Raw genomic sequence first — 19,039 nt, 5'->3', positions numbered from 1 at the left:
AAATAGTATTGTATTAATGCAAGTGGTGTCCTATATTGGAAGTAGAGTGATATCACTAAAACAATAGAGGTGCAAAAATGCAACTTTCAAAACGAGAAATCAATATAATGTTAACTTTGATTGATACGGCCGCGCCCGTGACAACTGCATCATTAGCAGAACAGTTCAATCGAAGTGTGCGCAGCATTAAATATGATTTAGATAATCTTCGGACATGGTTAAAAATGAAAGAGCTTACAATTCGAACGAGACGTAATAAAGGAATCTGGATTGAATGGTCGGAATCCACCAAATTAGCTATAAAAAATGAACTGCTTCATGTTGAACGCAACGATCTATATCCTGATCAAACAAATCGAATTTATCGCTTGATTTTATGGTTATCGTTAGCAGATACACCGCTAACATCAAATGAGATGGCAGAAGCCTTAAAAGTATCACGCAATACCATTATTGCCGATTTAGATAAAATGGATTTTTTACTTTTAAAATATGCAGTAACACTCGACCGAAAAAATCATTATGGGTTTAAGTTAGTCGGTGACGAAGCAAATGTTCGCCATTTGATGGAGGCTGTTATTCAAAAAAGCTTAACTGATTATGATGTTTATTATTTAATGCAAATTGTTGTTAATCAAGAAGATAGTAACCCGACAAATACGTATGGCATGCCTCCCAAGATGGCAGCGGTTTTCAATGAAACCCTCCAGGCCATCGCTAAACTTATGGATAAGGAAATGCTTGATAAATTCAATTATAGTGAGCTACTAGCCATTATCTTACGAGTTTGTATTGCAACCATCCGGTTGAAAAACAACCGTACGATTAACAGTTACCGTATTCTTTCACAACAAACAATGCATGAAATAAAAGCTGAACTGCCATTTCTGTTAATGAAAAAAGTTTTTTACCACTATCAGTTTCCCTTTTTGGAAGATGAATACATTTATATTTTCAGCGATGTTTTAACTTCCAAAAAAGATGAAAATATTGCAGAACTGACCACGGCATTAATTGATGAGGTTAGCGAAAAAGAACAGTTACCCTTTAATAAGGATAAGCAGCTATTTAACAATTTATTCGCCCATTTGTCGTTACGACTCCATAAAAAACATGTTTTCGTCAACGAATACAATCCATTTGTTGATGATATAAAATCAAAATACGCCAAACTTTTCAGACATATTAAGGTGGTTTCAGAACGGCAAATAGATGACGCGACAATCTTTGTGAATGATTCTTTCATTTCCTATATTGCACTTCATTTTTTAGTAGCTTACGAAAAAATAAAGCCGCGTAACGATACTGTTACCGTCGTCTATATTTGTTCGACGGGATTAGGTGTAACAAATTTAATACAACAAAAAGTGATGGAAGAAGTCCCAAATATTGAACTGATTAGTTTTGCCTCAGTCTTAAAAGCGCAAAAAGTGATTAGAGATACACAGCCAGATTTAGTTATAAGTATCTTTCCATTAGATAAAATTGAAAGTACTTTTGTCAAAGTACATCCCTTGCCAACACCGAGGGATATTGAAAATATAAAACTGAAGGTAACTGAAATATTATCAGGTCGATTAAATCAGAAAAAACCACCAAAACTGGTGGTCAGAAAACAAATTGCTAATAAAAACGGGGTAGAAGATATTAGCCGAGACTTATTATTAGCAGCTTTCATTGTTCAGAATGAACTGAAGAACTATTTTACAGCACGGATACAAGTTGGTTATGAAGAATCGTTTCTATTACATGTGATGATGATGGTGCATCGCATTCAGTTTGAGTCACAATATGAAAATGCTGGCTTTGAGGAAGTAGCTATCTTAATGAAACATAAAACAGATGTAATGAAAATCGAACAGATTATGGCAGCTAATAAGTTAGTCATCAATCGGGCTGAAATAATTGCCTTATTACAGTATGTAACACTGAAGGAGGAAATTAATGATAATTCCCAAAGAAGCACAGATGGTAATTAATCAGAGTGACTACCGTCTACAAACGCAAAAAATTGTGGAATATACCCTCAATGAACTTGAAAAGGCAGAACTTAAGATGTCAGAACTTCAAATTGTTATTTTAGTGAATCATCTGGAAGCAATGATTACTCGAGCTGAAAATGGTGAAGCAGTGATGCCAGTTGATGCTAATTTATTCACTGAGGTATCGCAACGTTCACTTAATTTAGCAGAGCAAGTGGTCGAAACGATTGGTCAATTAGCCAAGGACGAGCTCTATTTATTATCGATTCATTTTGAAACGGCAGCACAAAACTAAAAATTAGAGGAGGAAATTAAAATGATTACAGTAGTTATTGCAGATCGATTAGGAAAAGGACAAAATGTTGCAAAGGGTGTTGAGGCCGCGGGTGGTCGTGCAGTAGTAGTTCCAGGTATGGGAGCAGATATGCGTCTTGGTGATGTCATGCAAACAGAAAAAGCAGATATCGGCTTTTCCTTTTGCGGTAGTGGTGGTGCCGGTGCGATTACAGCAGCAACAAAATACGGCTATAAAGAGAGACATGGCATGCGTTCAGTTGAAGAAGGGATTACAGCGATTAATGACGGCAATACTGTTTTAGGCTTTGGTTTTATGGATTCAGAAGAATTAGGCCAACGTATTGTTGAAGCTTATTCAAAATTAAAAGGTAACTAAGAGAGGAAAAAAGAGATGGCTAATGTGAAACAAAAAACAACCGAAGTAATTACGGTAACAGGATCAGGGACACAAAAAAAACAAGCATTTGCGAGTGCACTGAATAGCATTCACAATAAAATGCTGCAGTCATCAAATGATGTGATTGTTCGTATCGAACCGATAGATATTGAGATGTTAGAAGCAACAGCAACACATGAAACAGAACGCTTTCTCTTTTTCTTCTTTAAACGTGATAAAGTAACCTATCAAGTTAAGCTTAATGTAACAATAGAGCTAACAAAAATCGTCGTTGAAAATATTGCATTTAAAGAGCGTCAAAAGAATGTGTATCAAAATTTTAGCTTGCGTAAACGCAAACAAAAGCAAGAAATAACATGAGGATATGTGATGAAAATAGAAAGATAGGTGGACACATAAATGGAGATTATAATTGTACTAATGAAGTCTTTATTGATTGGTGGGTTGCTCGGATTTGCAGCAGCTGCCGGGGCAGCAAGAATGTTTCATGCACCAGCTAGTCAAGGATTAGGTGCCTTCAGAACGCTAGGTGAGATGAATGCCTGTGAAGGTGATGCAGCATCCCATTTCTCTTTTGGACTTGGCTTTTTCTTTAACGCATGGGCATCAAGTGTTGGTGCGGGTGCGTTTACGCAAGATGTTACACACCGTGTAATTCCAAACTGGGCAACAGCGGTATTACTAGTTAAAAATAAAAGTGTGGCCGAAACAATGCACAATCCTAAAAAAATGGGGATGGTCGGTGGCTTAATCGGGATGGTACTTGTTGCGTTTTTAAACACAACTGCATCAGCGATACCATCTTCGTTACAAGTCGCAGCAGTCGCAGTATTAGTACCAGCAGCTACCATCCTAATCAATACTGTCATGCCAGTGCTTTTTTGGCTTGCTGCCATCGATGCAGGTCGTCGCTCAGGTTTCTGGGGTACTATTTTAGGTGGCTTATCACAACTCGTGATGGGAAATGCTGTTCCGGGTGTGGTACTCGGTATTTTAGTGGGCAAAGGAGTTGATGATATTGGCTGGACACGTATTACGAAATCAATTATGGTTGCAGTCGTGTTGCTCTTTGTCTTTAGTGGTTTTTTCCGAGGATTCGATATGCAAATGATTGAGAGTTTCAAATTAACAATTCCTAATTGGTTAAATGGAATGCACGATGTTTTCAACATTGGTAAATAATGGAAAGAGGTGGATAGAATGACAGAAGAAGGATTGAAAAAGAATTTTTGGTATGCGGACTGGTCATTTCCAATCTTTGTAGGAATTATGGCAGCTGCTGTTTTTGCAGGAACCCATATGTATTATATCTACGGTGTCGGTGCTTTTAACGAAGTGTCTATTGTCGCCATGCTAAAGGCTGGGATGGATGGCGGTTCTTATGGTGCTGCTGCTGCCTTTGGTGCTAGTTTTTTATTCGCACGTATTCTTGAAGGATCACTTGTCGGTATTTTAGACTTAGGCGGTTCCATTTTAACTGGTGTTGGTATCGGCATTCCGGCTATTTTTCTCAGCATGGGTATTGAAAAACCAATCACTAACTTCGGATTGGCATTGCTGACTGGAGCAATTTGTGGCTTACTCATCGGCGGTATCATCATTTTAATTCGTAAGGTAACAATTAATGGTGCAAGTTCAACCTTTGGTGCTGATGTGATGATGGGGGCAGGAAACGCAGCCGGACGCTTCCTTGGACCGTTGTTAATCTTATCAGCATGTGCAGCTTCAATTCCAATTGGAATTGGTGCGACAATCGGTGCTTTAATCTTTTACATCTGGAAAAAGCCGATTGCTGGTGGTGCTATTTTAGGTGCAATGGCCTTTGGTGCATTATTTCCCATTCCATTATAATCCTAAAGGAGGATGACTCATGTATGATTTATTAATTAAGAATGCCCGTTTAATAACGGACGAAATAAGTGACATTGTAATTGATAATAAACAAATTATCGAGATTGAAAAAAATAGCACAGTTGAAGCACAGCAAACGCTTGTGCTAGACGGTGACACCTATGTTTCAGCCGGTTGGATTGACGATCATGTGCACTGTTACGAAAAGATGACGCTCTACTATGATTACCCTGATCAAATCGGGGTACCAAAAGGGGTCACCACGGTGATTGATGCCGGCACGACTGGGGCCGAAAACATTGGTGCTTTTTACGAGTTGGCAGCCGCGGCCAACACGAATGTTTACGCCCTGCTTAATATTTCAAAATGGGGCATTGTGGAACAAGATGAATTGGCTGACTTAGCTAAAATTCAAACCGATTTGATTACAAAAGCGTTAGCGGATTACCCTCAATTCATTGTCGGTATTAAGGCACGAATGAGCAAAACCGTTATCGGTAACAATGGCATTATCCCGCTTGAGATGGCCAAGGCGATTCAAGCACAACATCAGCAGTTGCCCTTAATGGTTCACGTTGGCTCAGCACCACCGTCGTTGGCTGACGTTCTGGCGGATATGAGCGCCGGTGATGTAATGACGCATTGCTACAATGGTAAGCCCAATGGTATTTTAACAGCCGAAGGTACAGTCAAGGACTTTGTACGTGCGGCTTATGCAAAAGGTGTTATTTTTGATGTCGGTCATGGCACAGATAGTTTTAACTTCAAGGTAGCGGAGGCAGCCAAGGCTGCTGGCATTATTTGTCAAACCATCAGTACCGATATTTATCACCGTAACCGTGAAGTTGGCCCGGTTTACGATATGGCAACGACACTCGAAAAGATGCTCGTGCTGGGCTATTCGTTGGCCGAAATCATTCCGATGGTTACCGCCAATCCGGCTGCGGTCTTTAAGCTACACAACAAAGGACAACTCGCAGTTGGATACGATGCCGATTTAACAATCTTCAAATTGGTGGATGGACACAAGGTGTTAACCGACTCGAACGGTAACACTCGTACAACTACTACTTTAATACAGCCAACACAAACAATTGTCGGAGGGAGCGTGTATCAGTGTGACAGCAACGAATAGTTATGACACTTATGGCTTAAAAGAGGTCATTAATGCCTCGGGAAAAATGACGATTTTAGGTGTATCCAAAGTTGCCGATGAAGTGTTAGCAGCGCAACAATTTGGCGGCACTCACTTTTTTGAAATGAGCGACTTAGTCGTTAAAACAGGGCGTTACATTGCGTCATTGCTCAATGTTCCGGCGGCATTGGTCGTAGCGAGCGCTTCTGCAGGAATTGCCCAAAGTGTGGCCGGCGTTATCGGGCAAGGCAGTCAATTGCATGCCTACCATCCAAATACGACAACGGTAAGCCAACGCGAGATCATACTACCAAAGGGGCATAATGTCGATTACGGCACTCCGGTTGAGGTGATGGTAGAACTGGGTGGAGGTCGTGTTGTTGAGGCAGGCTATGCGAATATGTGCTCAGCCGAGCATTTAGCAATGATGATTACACCAGCAACAGCCGCGATTTTATACATTAAAAGTCACCATACCGTCCAAAAAAGCATGCTGAGCGTAGCAGAAGCAGCTGCGGTTGCACAGGCACATCAACTGCCGTTAATCGTAGACGCCGCTGCCGAAGAAGATTTGCAGACGTATTATGAGCAAGGCGCCAACCTCGTCATTTATAGTGGGGGCAAAGCGATTGAAGGGCCAACGTCAGGTTTAGTTATCGGAGACGCCGACTTAATCGCTTGGGTAAGGCTCCAAAACAAAGGGATTGGTCGGGCGATGAAGGTCGGAAAAGAAAATATTTTAGGTTTGACGCGGGCAATTGAAGTGTATCAAACAAACGGCAGCGAAACCGGAACGTCGATGCAAGCACGCTTGGCGCCGTTTATTGTGAACTTAAATGCAATCAACCACGTCAGTGCAAAAAGTGTGCAAGACGGTGCTGGCCGTGATATTTATCGTGCCGAAGTCACCATCAGTGAACCAGCCTCAGCCATCGCTGTCATTGCCGGCTTGAAGGCAGGCAAGACCGCGATATACACCCGTGAATACCGCGCCAATATCGGCATTATTGAGTTTGATATTCGAGCGGTCACAGCCGTGGAGATGGAACAAATTGTGGCACGGTTAACAGAACTATTACACTAATTGAGAAGAGGTCGAATGATGAATAAAACACCGAATTATATCGAAGATCGTATTTGTTTAAATGTCTTGGCAGGCTCTGTTGCCAATGCCAAAGATTGCTATCAAGCCGCTGAAGGCCATGTTGTTTTAGGCGTGCTCTCAAAAAACTACGATAGTGATGCAGCTGCCATTGCTGATATGCAACGCTATGCGGCAGCGACCAATAACGCGTTATCGGTTGGTTTAGGGGCAGGTGATCCGAATCAAAGTGCGATGGTGAGTCGGATTTCAGCCGAATTACAACCGCAGCATGTGAACCAAGTGTTCACTGGCATTGGCGCAAGTCGTGCCTTACTCGGTCAAACCGATACCGTTGTCAATGGACTGGTGTCGCCAACAGGCAAGGTTGGTTTTGTAAACATTGCCACAGGACCATTAAGTAGCCAAACAGCGCCGACAGAAGTGCCATTAGCGACTGCGATTGCACTCTTAAAAGATATGGGTGGTTCATCGATTAAATACTTCCCGATGAAAGGACTCGCGCATAAGGAGGAGTACATTGCCGTGGCAAAAGCCTGTGCCGAACATGATTTTTACCTCGAACCAACTGGAGGCATTGATTTAGAAAACTTTGAAGAAATTGTGCAAATTGCGGTTGATGCCGGCGTTAAAAAAATCATTCCACATGTGTACTCATCAATTATTGATGCCAATGGCGACACGCGCCCCGATGATGTGGCAAGTTTACTTGCGACCGTGAAACGTGTGTTAGCGACAAAGGGGTGAGCAGATGAACATCGGAGCCTATGGTGAAGTGATGATGCGTCTAACACCACCAGAATATAAATTAATCAGCCAAACTGATACCGTTGATTTATCTTACACTGGAACAGGGGTCAACTTATTAAGTGGGCTGGCCCAATTTGGTCATGATACAACCTTGTTGAGCGCTTTGCCCGACAATCAGGTTGGTCAGGCCGCAGCTGGTGCCTTGCGTCGCCTCCAAATTGATACGCGCGCGCTTACGTTTGCCCATCAGCATCTCGGTCTCTATTTTTTAGAACGTGGCTACCATCCTCGCCCTTCGCAGGTCACCTATTTAAATCGCTTAGATTCGGCCTTTTGTCGCACCACCGTGAGCAAAACGGCCATTAAGAGATGGTTGCAACCACTTGATGCCGTGCATATTTGTGGCATTGCATTGTTTTTGACCGAGGCGACCCGCGAGACAGCTTTAGCAGTCGCCGAGCAAGCAGCCACTGCGAACATTCCTGTTTTTTTTGATTTTAATTATCGTCCGAGTTTAAATGAAACGACTGATCGGTCAGTCATTAAAGCAACCTATCAACGGATGCTGCCACATTGCTCGGTTGTGTTTGGCAGTGAACGCGACCTTACGGCTAGTTTAGGAATGGTAGGTAATGATGTCATCGGTCAATGTCTCCGGCAGTTTGAACTTGATGCCTTTTGCGGCACCCTTAAAACAGCCGAAACGATGCAAGGTTTTATCAGAACAATGGAGACAACAGTTGTTTCTAAGCAATCAGCCATTCCAACCTTTGATCGCATCGGTACAGGCGATGCCTTTTGTGCCGGAGTGATTGATGGTATGCTGGCACAACAGTCATTGCAACAAACAGTTGAGTTTGCAACGGCAGCAGCAGTGTTAGCCCATACTACCTTCGGTGATAGCTCAGTGCTAAACAGAGCCTTTGTCAACCAATTTATGAGCGGAAACGCTCCAGCGGTTATGCGTTAATTACAGCTCAAAATGAAACTTAAAAAACAGCTCAGCTTGTAACGCAATGATGCGATACGAGTGAGCTGTTTTTTATTGTGTAAATAAGTCATTTTCAGTGGGGTAGAGCGTAATTTCACCCGCAGAGGCACTGCCGATTGGTGGCTGCGAAGGTGCTAAACGTAGTTGCAATGGTAAACCATCACCATATACACTTGCCTGGCGCAGTGTTTCCATCACGGTGAGAACGAGGTCTTTATCTCCGTTACGGCCTAACGCATTCGCAAGCTGTTCCGAATAGGTAGGTGATGGCGGCCAAACATTAATTTCTGATTCGGTAAATGAATAGGCTAACGACATCTTGCCGAGAATAGTAAGGAGTTCAGTCGTCGCTTGCGATTGGGCTTTTATATCGGGCATAGCAGTAATAAGTTTTAATGATTCATCGGCCTCTGATGTGTCAGCCGTTTTGTTAAGATCAATCGGTTTAAAAGTTATTTTAGCGGTCGTCGTTGTGCGGCTGTCTGACTCGTTAGAGGTGCAACCAACCATAACGAACAACAGCATTAAACAACTGACCAATAGAACAGTCTGTTTATACATGAGTTCCTCCTACAAATACGAATACATTCCTTTCTTATTATAGCCTATGTGACAGCAATTGTAACGGCTAGTCATACGAACTTAATAGAGAGATGTAAACGACTCGCTCTATCAAAGAATTCTAAGGTAATTAACACCCAGTTGCAATGTGAAAAGTAACAGTCCGACACTCTTTTTTTGATATAATACAAGGAGAGATAAGGGGGATGTCTATGACGATTTATTGGATGTATCTTCTGATTGGTTTCGCCATTGCGATGCCAGTTGGAGCAATAAGTGTAGAAATGATAAAACAAGGTCTTAAACACGGTTTTATGCACGGATGGGCTGTCGGTATTGGTGGCATGACGGTTGATGTGTTGCTCATTGTAGCGCTCTATTTCGGCTTAGCAAACGTGTTAGCTCTGCCATATATCCAATTACCATTATGGCTAATTGGTGCCGTCTTTTTAGGACTCGTTGCCTATGATTCGATTAGACAGGCGGATAACGATATCACCCTCGCCGGTGAAAAACCAGTAAAATCCTTCAAAAAAACATATGCAACGGGCCTACTGGTAGCGATATCACCTGGTAGCCTCGTCTTTTGGGTATCTGTCTTTGGAACAGCCTTAAGTAACTCCTATGCAACGGGAAAAGGCTCCTTTCTAATTGTGGCCCTCGGTATTTTAAGCGGTATCGTCCTGCATGATATTGGCCTGCTAACAATTGTGTCGTACACGCGAAAAGTGATGAACCGCCGAGCAATTAAAATCAGTTCAATCATTGCTGGGCTAATTTTACTTGTTTTTGCAGCCTACTTCTTGTATCAGTTCATTGTGGGAGTAAAAGCGTATCTGTAGGAATGGAGGCTTTATTGATCCGTTTAATTCTGTCATAGCTAGCAACTTGCTTTACAGCGATTAGTTAGATGGCGAACAAGGAAGTGAAAGCAGAGCGTCACAGGCAACTAAAGTTGAGATGCGAAAGTGAAATTGCCCGATTAGAACTGTCGAAGGTCGGTTGCCCTATTTTTACAGAAAAAAATCAATTTGACTTTGTCTAAAAGCTGAAGCGTATGACTACACTTCTTTTTTAGACGTTTATTTTGAAATGAATTGGATTAATTGATAAATGAAAAATAAGCGACTGTATCATTGGAGTTAGTATTGTAGTCCGTCTTCTGAAATGCTTCATCTTAATTCTAACTAATCACAAGAGAGGAATTAGTACACTTTAAAAAACTATCATTGAAAAAGTGTACTCTTTGAGGGGAAATACAAAAAAGTGCTTACTCCAGATCTGTTGATTTTAAAAATTCAGAAGAAGTCGTTAACTATTCTTGGTACATAAAAAAAGGTTTGGTAAATCCATATATATCTTTTTACGATGAAATGACCCTATATTACATTAGTGATTCGGTGATAGATATCGTGAGTGCTTCAACTGACTTTATAGCCGAAATGCAGACAAACTATCAAGCAAAGAGGAATTCGTATTATGACTAACAAAGATAATGATGGATTAGCTACTTAAAGTAAGCATTGCAATCAGATAACCTAATTAATCGCTCTATCTGTAGCATTTTCACAGGTTCAGATATAGAAAAAAGAAGTGTTTACTATACAAAGTTTGTTAATTCAGTCTAACAGTAGATAATTGAGTAAAATGTACGATTAAGCTGAATAAAAAAACATCTTTTGCTTTTAGAAATAACGGCTTATGCGCATCAACTATAGGGATTGAAGTGATCTCCAAAAGTTAGATTTTTAGGGTTCACTACAGATAGCCAAGCGCTTTTTTTGATGTTTGATATGGAACAAAAAGGTCAGAACAGCAACGAAAAAGCTATTTGGTAGTTAAGCGTGCAACAATAACTAACGCCTTCCCATATGTATTGCTTTTTTCACTGGTAATGTTAAAATTAATGACGGATGTCGATAGACTTGAAAATGATTATTAGGAGACAAAAAATGAAAAAAGTTACAATTTGTATTACCGGAAGTATTGCAGCACATAAAATTCCACTCATCATTGAGGAATTGGCGAGGTACCCACTGACGATTCATGTTGCAATGACCAAAAAAAGCGCGGCTTTCGTGAGTCCACTCACATTAGAAATCATTTCTAAAAATAAAATTGTGACCGAAGGGATGACAGCACAAGTATATGATACTGTCGATCATGTCTTTTTAGCACAAGAAACCGATTTAATTGTTATTATGCCAGCAACCGCAGATATAATCGGTAAGGTAGCAAATGGTATCGCTGACGATATTGTGAGCAGTATTTGTATGGCTATACCTGCTGATAAGCCTAAGTTAATCTGTCCAGCAATGAATACCGAAATGTATAATCAATCGATTTTACAAGAAAATTTAGCGAAGTTAGCGCATCGCAACTACAAAGAAATCCCACCGCGAGTCGACATACTGACTTCTGGTAAACGCGGAATTGGTGCCTTAGCCGAAGCACACGTTATTATCAATCAAATAGTAAGCGAATTGAATGTTTCTCAAGCTGACATGATGTTAGCAACTGTATAAAAGGACTCATCCAGAGGCAGAACCACGCAGGCATGGTTCTGAGATGAAACGGCAGTGACACAAAAACGTTAGTTGAACAGGTTATCCTTTGTAATGAATAATTAGGTCAATGAGCTAAATGAACCAAGTATTCCCCACTGTTGTAGCGGAGAGTGCTTGGTTTTTTTTGCTGTAATTCGAAAATAAGCCGTATTTTAGCGTAAAAAAATGCCAAAATGCTATTTTGATTAAGTGTGCCTTCATCATTTCACTAGTTTAGCGGTGTATGCTATGTTAACAACAAAGGGACCTTCAATGTAACGCCAATCTAGTGAAAGGTGTTGAGCAAATTGTCTTTTTGCCGTTACCGTCTTTTAAAAGCGTGCGTACCACTTCATCTGCTGAGACAGCGTTGAAAATGTTGCTAATTAGCCACCATTGTATGTGACACAAAAGGTTGCACTTTAATGCCTGAGTAGCAGTGAAATTGAAATCGGTCATTTTATATGAAGTTTTAGCTGTGATGATATCTTAAATGAAAGGGGACCTTTCTATCGAATTATTTAAAATTACGGCGGAGAAACTACGACCGCTGCCACCGTTTAATCCGCTGGTAAATTATGAAACTACGAGTATCGTTGCACTACTAAATGCATATTATTTTACAGATGAAAAAATCGAACGGATATTAGTGCATCAGCAGATTGAGCTTAAGCCAAATTCACTCGTGAGATGCCTCCCAAATGTAGAAGTAGAAGCACAGTGTGTGTATTGTGAGAGCAACCTTAATGCTAAATTACCAAGCCGTGCGAGTAAGGCTAGTTGGCAGCCCGATTTGGTTTGTAGTCAATGTCAGCACATCATTTATCAGGCGAAAGAAAAAACATGTGCTTGTGAAAATTGTCAGCTTGCAGACGAAAAAAAACGTTCGCTTTTAAAAGCCTATTTAGAAGAAAATAAACCACATGGAGAGTGTTGAATTACAAACGGTTTCGATGAGAGACCGTTTGCTAATTGCTGTGCTCTTGCAAGAAGCAAATGTTGGTCTAGGTGCGGTTATTCCAGCCTATAGCACGTATGAAAAGACAGCAACAGAAACGAATACCGAGCGATTATCTGACTTGTTTAATAAGCAGCTGATAACGGTTGCCTCTTGTTCTCAATTAGAAGCTTTTACGAAAGATGAAGATAAAGACAGTTATTCATTCCTGCTTGCGGAGGTTCATTATGAAATTAACATTACAGCTAAAAAGATGAAAGAATGGGAAGTACATAAATATTTATGTCGCCCTAAAATTACATGTGTTTAAGAAGCTGCGGAGGTCATTTTATTATGGACGGAGATTGTTAGTGCTCAATTACTTGAACTCTTGAAGGCAGAATGTATAAAATATAATTTGGCAAAAGAGTTAACAAAAGAGGAAACAAAGATTATTCATGCGATTCAACGTTGGTTAGAGGGGTTAACACCTTCACAAGTATATGCCCTTATTTGGTTGGGGGTACGGAAGGCGAATGATGCAAAAGTATCTGGGAGTTGGGGGAATTACGGTTTTCATGAAATAAACTATCTTATAAAAGAAATCGATAGTGCTATCAAAAGGACGACAATGAGCAATGGGGAAATTAAAAGTTATTACTATCCAAAAAATGTAATACTTAAATTGAGTACAACAGTCTTTTTTGAAGACATGCTTCAGCTAACAGATTGGTATCATACGGAAGTGGCCACCAAAGCGGATTTAGTCCAGCAACTTACAAAAGAGCAAAATAGGATGCCATTTTATGATCAATTACAACTGAACAACAGTGAAAACATTGAAAAAACATTGGATTGGGCATTAAAAGCAGACAATACTTTTGAAATAATTTCAAAGGGAATTGTTATTCATGATGGAATGTTAGCATGGCTTTTTACGACCGAAGAAGAACTATATCGTCTAAGTAAAAAAATACAAAGTGAAGAACATATTTTAATGGATTATGAAAACGACAAATGGATTGAACAAATGATGTCGTACATCCCTTATTATATTGAGAACACTTATACAACGGCCTTTATATTGAAATTAATAAGAGCCCTTCTTCGTAGTGATTTAGCTTATTCGAATAATGAGTAATAATCGAATAAAGATAAGCGTCTTTCATCTGTTTAAACGGTTAATTGACAGGCGCTAAAGTCGACACAATCATCGCTGTGTAAGGTATACTTAAAGGGCAACGTAATAAATTCACTTATAGAAAGTAGGGCTCATAATGAAAATAGGTGTTATCGGATTAGGTGGAATTGCCCAAAAAGCGTATATGCCAGTGACAATGGCAATGCAAGACGAGATTGAATGGCATTTATGCACACGCGATCCGCAAAAATTAGCACAGTTAGGTCAAAAATACGGTGTTAAGCACCTGTATACCGACCATAATGCTCTGCTTACAAGCGGGATTGAAGCGATTTTTATTCATACGGCGACGCACACGCATGCACGTTTTGTTACTGCGGCTTTGAACGCAGGTATTCATGTGTTTGTGGATAAACCAATCAGTGAAAATGCGACCGAAGTAGCGGAGTTAGTCGCTTTAGCGCAACAAAAAGGCCTGCTTTTAATGGCCGGCTTCAATCGTCGCTTTGCACCAATGGTACAGCAATTAAAGGCACTGCCGCAAAAAAGAATGATTAATGTTCAAAAAACCCGCGCCAATAAACCGGGTGCGCCAGTACGTTTCACAATTTATGATATTTTCATCCATTCGTTAGACACCGCCCTTTATTTAATCGATGATGTGGTGACTGACTTTCGTTCAAACATTGTTCTCAAAGACGGTGGTTTTCAACGAGCCGTTGTGACGTTTGAAACAGCAACAACAAGTTGCAGTGTCTCCGTCAATTTTGAAGCGGGTGTTAACTCCGAAATCATGGAAGTCCAAACACCAACAGGCACAACACGCTTAGATGACCTCGTGCAGTATCAAACGTTTGCCGGGAACACGCGCACAACGCAGAAATTCACAGATTGGGAGACAACCCTCCATAAACGAGGGTTTGATCCGATGATTCGTGCCTTTATCGGCGCCGTTAAAACAAAAGAGGCGTGCATCAGTGCTGCAAGCATCGTGCAATCACATGAATTGTGTGAACGGATGTTGAATGCGGCTGGGATTGAGTAAAGAGTCTTAGCTAAGAGCAAGCAAGTTGTCACAATCTAGAACAGCGTTTATTTGTAAACTTGGAGCAACTATCTATCGTTGCTCTTTTTTTGCATTAAATAAGTTTATAAAAGTAGCAATCTAAAAAAACAATAATCGTCAACAGCTATCAGTTGTGTATCGTGCAATCTCACCTCTATACTAAAGCTATCAAACGAAAGAGGGGGAAGGCTAATGGAACAGCTGAAGCGCTCTGATAAAATCGTCGCACAAATGGGAAAGATAGCGGGCAATCGTTACATCACAGCAATTCGTAACGGGATGAGTGTAGTGATTCCCGTAACGATTATTGGGTCGTTTTTTATCATTGTACTCAATTTACCAATCGCTGGTTGGGAGTCAGTGATTGCACCATATGCAACGAGTTTACGGCTACCGATGCATGTGACGATTGATCTAATGTCAATTTACGTCTGTATCGGCATCACGATTAGTTTATGTGATGAATATGGTATCGATCGGGCATCGACAAGTGTGTTAGCCGTGTTGTCATTTTTAATGGCGGCGGTGACACCCGCAACAATTAGCACCGAGCAATCGGCAGCAGTCGGTCTCACTATTACTGGAACGGTCTTACCACTTACAAACCTCGGCGCCAATGGTCTTTTTACGGCAATGGTGCTGTCGATTGCAACGGTTGAACTGGTTCGCTTTTGCATCGCAAAAAAGTGGGTGATTAAGATGCCAGCGGGTGTACCACCAGCCGTGATTCACTCGTTTGTGGCATTGATTCCAGGAACGTTGCTCATTATTAGTACTTGGGTGCTAAAGGTCGTGTTGCACTTCGATTTGAACAGCACGCTGCAGTGGCTGTTTAGTCCAATCAGGTACTTTGCAGGGGATTCCTTTTTAGCGGTGATTATGCCGATTTTACTGATTACAATCGTCTGGCTCTTTGGTATTCATGGTATGATTTTAGCCAAACCGCTTCTAACGCCGTTTTGGTTTGCTCATTTAAATGACAACATGAATGCGGCTGCAGCTAATGAACCAATTCCACATTTTTTAACGGAACAATTTTTTCAATGGTTTGTCTGGATTGGTGGCGCGGGTGCTACACTTGCGTTAGCGCTGTTAATGGCGGTTGTGGGGATGTCGGCCTTCTGTAAAAAAATTGGACGGTTTACGCTCGTTCCGAGTCTGTTTAATATTAATGAACCGCTTATTTTTGGTGTGCCACTAGTGATGAATCCATTTTTGGCCATTCCATTCATTTTGGCACCACTAGTGATGGGAACCACAACTTACTTGGCGATGGTCGTCTTTAACATCGTGGATTATCCCATTGCCATTGTGCCGTGGACGTTACCAGCACCATTGGGAGCGATGTTGGCAACCGGTATGGATTGGCGGGCAGCAGTGTTGGCGCTAGGTAATCTTGCCTTGGCTGTGCTTATTTACTATCCCTTTTTCAAACGATTCGATCAAAAGTTATTATCAAAAGAAATAAAAACTAGAGATTAAACGAAAGAGCTATTGTCACCGAATCGTCATACATCCGCCATTTCACGCTCTAAACGAAAGCGATGATAAGCTATCTATCCTTACATCCTGTATAATTTTTAGTAAGATAGTTGGGGGTGGATGTGTGAAACGAATCGTAAGTATTTGTCTTGGTGGTTTGAGTGTAATCGCAATTCTCGCCACAGCAGCGATGACTTATATTTCAGGCTATTATATTGACGAATATGATAATTACACCAAAAGTTTGGATTATGCTGTTATTTATTTTGCAGTTGAATTTATACTGGTCTTGCTGATTTTTTTAATGTTAGCACTTGTATTAACGAAGCCATATAAAAAACAGCGTTTTTTATTGATTTCCCAATCTGGATTGGTTTTATTAACCTTTCTACTAACAGTATCGCTGTATTTTAATTTTCTAATTGCGCGTCATCAAATCGATGACCATGGTGGCAATACTGAAATTTATCTTAATGATTTCAAATAATACAGCGGGGCTCCTTCGAACAGTCGGATTGAGCCACACTGTTTTTTTGTGGCTGAAAAGGGGAGACAGTCATGGTAAACTAGTGTTAACACTAACTGCAAAGGGATGATAACGATGAGAGATAGACGTACCATCAAAAAAGAAAAGCAACGCCTCTTTATCATTTTAGGTGATCTCTATGACGAACACGAACCGCTTGATTTTAAGCATCCGCCGGGTTCAACGGCTGACTGTGAAACATGCCAACGTATCGCTAAGTGTAGTGACGTCATCAATAAACTAGAAAAGGAACTTGATCAACAGGAACCTAAAAAAATTAAGCAAGCAAGCCTCGGTTATCATGAACCAAAGGTGAAAAGGACGCCACTTAAAGTGAAACAATACCGTGTCTATCATGTTCTGAGTGCTGCGGGTGATGCTTTCTATTATCGTGTCCTAACGAAACGCGCGCTACTGTCTGATTTTGCACCATCGGAGCGAGCAACTCTAGTGGTGACTGAAATTACTGAAGCAGAGTGGGATACAATTCACTTTGAATCAGGTAAGCATGGGTTTGTCGGATTAAAGACGCTAATTAGCATTAATCGCACGGGTCGAATTGGAGAAATGGCTTTTTCAAAAGTTCAGAGTATTAAAGCCTGTAAGCGTAAAGAAGCAGATGACTTCATCTTTTATGATGGTGAAAATCATGATGCTTTAATGGCGTTCTGTTTGCCTTCAACTACTTTAAAGACGAGAAAGGGCAATAAACTACAAATTAGCACAACCCGGGGTTCTTTCTCAATTGCTCCGGGGATGTATTTAACGAAAAATAGTCTTAATCGCTTGGATAGTTACGATAAAGACGAGTTCGAACAAATTTATGATATCGCTGAGAAAAAAGTGTGGGTATCAGCAGCTGAATAAGACTGCTTTGATATATTCACCGTTTTAGCTTAGCCGAAAAAGGTAGGAGGTCGTTAGTCAACGACACTCCTACCTTTTTTGTGTTAGCATAATGTTTCATTTAAATACGTTCGTGGTGTCATCCCGGTATGTTGTTTAAACACGCGGGTAAAATGGCTTTGATCATGAAATTTTAGGCGTTGCGCAATCTCTAATAAACTGTCTTGATGGGCTGCAATGAGCAATTGGGCTTCTTCAATCCGCAGTTTATGAAGGTGTGTTAGCACAGACACACCGAGTTCGCGCTTAAAGCAGGTCGCTAAGTAGTTTGGTGATAATTGCAGGTCAGCAGCTAACTGATTGACGGTAACTTCTTCGTACAGATGTGCTTTTAAATAATGAACGGTTTTAATAATATGGGGTGATAAATGATTGTTAACACAGCGTCGCACTTCATCGGTAAATAAGAGCAGGGCGATTTTAATTAACTGGTCTGCTTCGGCAATCGTTTGGCAGTTTTCCAGTTGTTGAATGTAGCCATCACTCAGTTCGTAGGCGCGTTCTGAAAAAAGGCCACCTTTAATGGCTGCCCGCGTCGCAAGTGAAACAGCGGCGATCCCGATGTTCTTATAATGTCGGAGGAGGCTACTCGTCGCGAGCAGACCAACAGACTCATCCAAAAACAGCGGGCCTTGATTAAGCAAGAGCTTGAGGTAATCGGTTTTTCCCTGCTCAATCAAGGCTAAATAATGTTGCTCCATCCCAAACGAGCGTTTGTTTGGTCGGGTCGCGGTTGCTTCAAGCTGTTGCCTGTCTTTGGTGTCGTCTGTGGGTGGCAACCAACAATCGGTAATTAAAATAGTTTCACTTTTAAGGGGCTTGCCAAAGATAATCGTGTAAATCAGCTGGATGAGGGCAAACTGTTTAGTGACATCTAAGCAAGGCAACTGCGCATAATAAGATGGCAATTGACTGCGACGATTGATTGGTTGGGCATTGCTGAGCAACTGTAACGTTTCAGGTGTGAGTTGCGCGGTTAAAAAAGGACCGACGATTAAACGGGCATCTAAATGCGGCACTAAATCGATGAAAATAAACCGTTCTAACAGTGGCGAAATATACAATTCTGGCTTGTTACCATTGCTGAGTGACGGTTGAATCCGATCGATAAAGGCAGGACGTTGCAGTTTGTTTTGTTCCTTTCCTTTTTCAAAACATTGCCACTTCCCACTATGATATAGGAGTGTGAAAGGGAAGTCGGTCAATGTCTGAAGCAGTTCGATAACATGGGCACGTTTACGCGTAACAAAAACCTCCAATCAGCTCTTAATGTTAATTAGCATTGTTCTATACTAAAAAACGTAGAAATATACTATAAATGTAACATAATTAATCTTATTATTAAAGAGTGAAAGCGCAAACATTAAAG

At 40.9% G+C, this 19,039-nt stretch carries 21 protein-coding genes; 19 read left to right on the top strand and 2 right to left on the bottom strand.

The window, feature by feature from the left end; all coding sequences use genetic code 11:
• The first annotated feature begins 77 nt into the window (after nt 1–77).
• From ACJYYY_RS07030 to ACJYYY_RS06985, 10 genes are read left to right on the top strand one after another with little or no spacing between them, the layout of a single operon-like run.
• The gene (locus tag ACJYYY_RS07030; RefSeq protein WP_408868759.1) at nt 78–1,979 is read left to right on the top strand and encodes a BglG family transcription antiterminator; all 1,902 of its coding nucleotides are present in this window, start codon (nt 78–80) and stop codon (nt 1,977–1,979) included.
• Nucleotides 1,945–2,277, top strand: coding sequence for a PRD domain-containing protein (locus ACJYYY_RS07025; protein WP_408868758.1), 333 nt, complete (start codon nt 1,945–1,947; stop codon nt 2,275–2,277). Before ACJYYY_RS07030 ends, ACJYYY_RS07025 begins: the two co-directional genes overlap by 35 nt.
• Nucleotides 2,278–2,298: 21 nt before the next feature.
• Nucleotides 2,299–2,655 carry a glycine-rich SFCGS family protein gene (locus ACJYYY_RS07020; protein WP_035312889.1) on the top strand — a complete coding sequence of 119 codons (357 nt, stop codon included), beginning with the start codon at nt 2,299–2,301 and terminating at the stop codon, nt 2,653–2,655.
• A gap of 15 nt (nt 2,656–2,670) precedes the next feature.
• The gene (locus ACJYYY_RS07015; protein ID WP_408868757.1) at nt 2,671–3,036 is read left to right on the top strand and encodes a DUF4312 family protein; all 366 of its coding nucleotides are present in this window, start codon (nt 2,671–2,673) and stop codon (nt 3,034–3,036) included.
• 39 nt (nt 3,037–3,075) lie between these two features.
• Nucleotides 3,076–3,858, top strand: coding sequence for a DUF4311 domain-containing protein (locus ACJYYY_RS07010; RefSeq protein WP_035312885.1), 783 nt, complete (start codon nt 3,076–3,078; stop codon nt 3,856–3,858).
• 18 nt (nt 3,859–3,876) lie between these two features.
• On the top strand, nt 3,877–4,527 hold the full coding sequence (locus tag ACJYYY_RS07005) for a DUF4310 family protein (protein WP_051456767.1): 651 nt from the start codon (nt 3,877–3,879) through the stop codon (nt 4,525–4,527).
• Nucleotides 4,528–4,546: 19 nt separating this feature from the next.
• Complete coding sequence (locus ACJYYY_RS07000; protein WP_035312882.1) at nt 4,547–5,662, top strand: amidohydrolase/deacetylase family metallohydrolase; 1,116 nt, start codon at nt 4,547–4,549, stop codon at nt 5,660–5,662.
• Nucleotides 5,646–6,746: a DgaE family pyridoxal phosphate-dependent ammonia lyase gene (locus tag ACJYYY_RS06995; RefSeq protein ID WP_035312880.1), complete on the top strand. Its 1,101-nt coding sequence runs from the start codon at nt 5,646–5,648 to the stop codon at nt 6,744–6,746. Before ACJYYY_RS07000 ends, ACJYYY_RS06995 begins: the two co-directional genes overlap by 17 nt.
• Nucleotides 6,747–6,761: 15 nt before the next feature.
• Nucleotides 6,762–7,511, top strand: a complete 750-nt coding sequence (gene dagF / locus ACJYYY_RS06990; RefSeq protein WP_408605169.1) for a 2-dehydro-3-deoxy-phosphogluconate aldolase — start codon at nt 6,762–6,764, stop codon at nt 7,509–7,511.
• Nucleotides 7,512–7,515: 4 nt separating this feature from the next.
• Nucleotides 7,516–8,484, top strand: a complete 969-nt coding sequence (locus ACJYYY_RS06985) for a sugar kinase (RefSeq protein ID WP_035312876.1) — start codon at nt 7,516–7,518, stop codon at nt 8,482–8,484.
• Between the two features lie 72 nt (nt 8,485–8,556).
• Here ACJYYY_RS06985 and ACJYYY_RS06980 read toward each other — a convergent pair whose 3' ends face one another.
• Nucleotides 8,557–9,066 carry a hypothetical protein gene (locus ACJYYY_RS06980; protein WP_035312875.1) on the bottom strand — a complete coding sequence of 170 codons (510 nt, stop codon included), beginning with the start codon at nt 9,064–9,066 and terminating at the stop codon, nt 8,557–8,559.
• 212 nt (nt 9,067–9,278) lie between these two features.
• Here ACJYYY_RS06980 and ACJYYY_RS06975 point away from each other — a divergent pair, with 212 nt between their 5' ends.
• From ACJYYY_RS06975 to ACJYYY_RS06935, 9 genes are all read left to right on the top strand, one after another.
• Complete coding sequence (locus tag ACJYYY_RS06975) at nt 9,279–9,908, top strand: LysE family transporter (protein WP_035312873.1); 630 nt, start codon at nt 9,279–9,281, stop codon at nt 9,906–9,908.
• A gap of 1,110 nt (nt 9,909–11,018) precedes the next feature.
• Entirely contained in the window at nt 11,019–11,591 is a 573-nt protein-coding gene (locus ACJYYY_RS06970) for a flavoprotein (protein WP_408868756.1), read from the top strand.
• Between the two features lie 514 nt (nt 11,592–12,105).
• Entirely contained in the window at nt 12,106–12,549 is a 444-nt protein-coding gene (locus tag ACJYYY_RS06965; RefSeq protein ID WP_408868755.1) for a hypothetical protein, read from the top strand.
• Nucleotides 12,536–12,880, top strand: a complete 345-nt coding sequence (locus tag ACJYYY_RS06960; RefSeq protein ID WP_035312870.1) for a hypothetical protein — start codon at nt 12,536–12,538, stop codon at nt 12,878–12,880. Before ACJYYY_RS06965 ends, ACJYYY_RS06960 begins: the two co-directional genes overlap by 14 nt.
• Nucleotides 12,881–12,967: 87 nt before the next feature.
• Complete coding sequence (locus tag ACJYYY_RS06955; protein WP_156921075.1) at nt 12,968–13,690, top strand: hypothetical protein; 723 nt, start codon at nt 12,968–12,970, stop codon at nt 13,688–13,690.
• A 136-nt stretch (nt 13,691–13,826) separates the two neighbouring features.
• A complete protein-coding gene (locus ACJYYY_RS06950) occupies nt 13,827–14,735 on the top strand; it encodes a Gfo/Idh/MocA family protein (protein ID WP_035312865.1) in 909 nt (302 codons plus the stop codon).
• A 213-nt stretch (nt 14,736–14,948) separates the two neighbouring features.
• A complete protein-coding gene (locus tag ACJYYY_RS06945; protein WP_051456765.1) occupies nt 14,949–16,238 on the top strand; it encodes a PTS sugar transporter subunit IIC in 1,290 nt (429 codons plus the stop codon).
• A gap of 124 nt (nt 16,239–16,362) precedes the next feature.
• Entirely contained in the window at nt 16,363–16,725 is a 363-nt protein-coding gene (locus ACJYYY_RS06940; protein WP_035312864.1) for a hypothetical protein, read from the top strand.
• A 114-nt stretch (nt 16,726–16,839) separates the two neighbouring features.
• Entirely contained in the window at nt 16,840–17,631 is a 792-nt protein-coding gene (locus tag ACJYYY_RS06935; RefSeq protein ID WP_408868754.1) for a hypothetical protein, read from the top strand.
• Between the two features lie 83 nt (nt 17,632–17,714).
• Here ACJYYY_RS06935 and ACJYYY_RS06930 read toward each other — a convergent pair whose 3' ends face one another.
• Entirely contained in the window at nt 17,715–18,929 is a 1,215-nt protein-coding gene (locus ACJYYY_RS06930) for a helix-turn-helix domain-containing protein (protein WP_035312860.1), read from the bottom strand.
• Nucleotides 18,930–19,039 lie beyond the last annotated feature (110 nt).

Origin of the sequence: Brochothrix campestris (assembly GCF_046058945.1) — a bacterium.
Lineage (GTDB): Bacteria > Bacillota > Bacilli > Lactobacillales > Listeriaceae > Brochothrix > Brochothrix campestris.
This window is presented reverse-complemented; position numbering and strand designations above follow the sequence as displayed.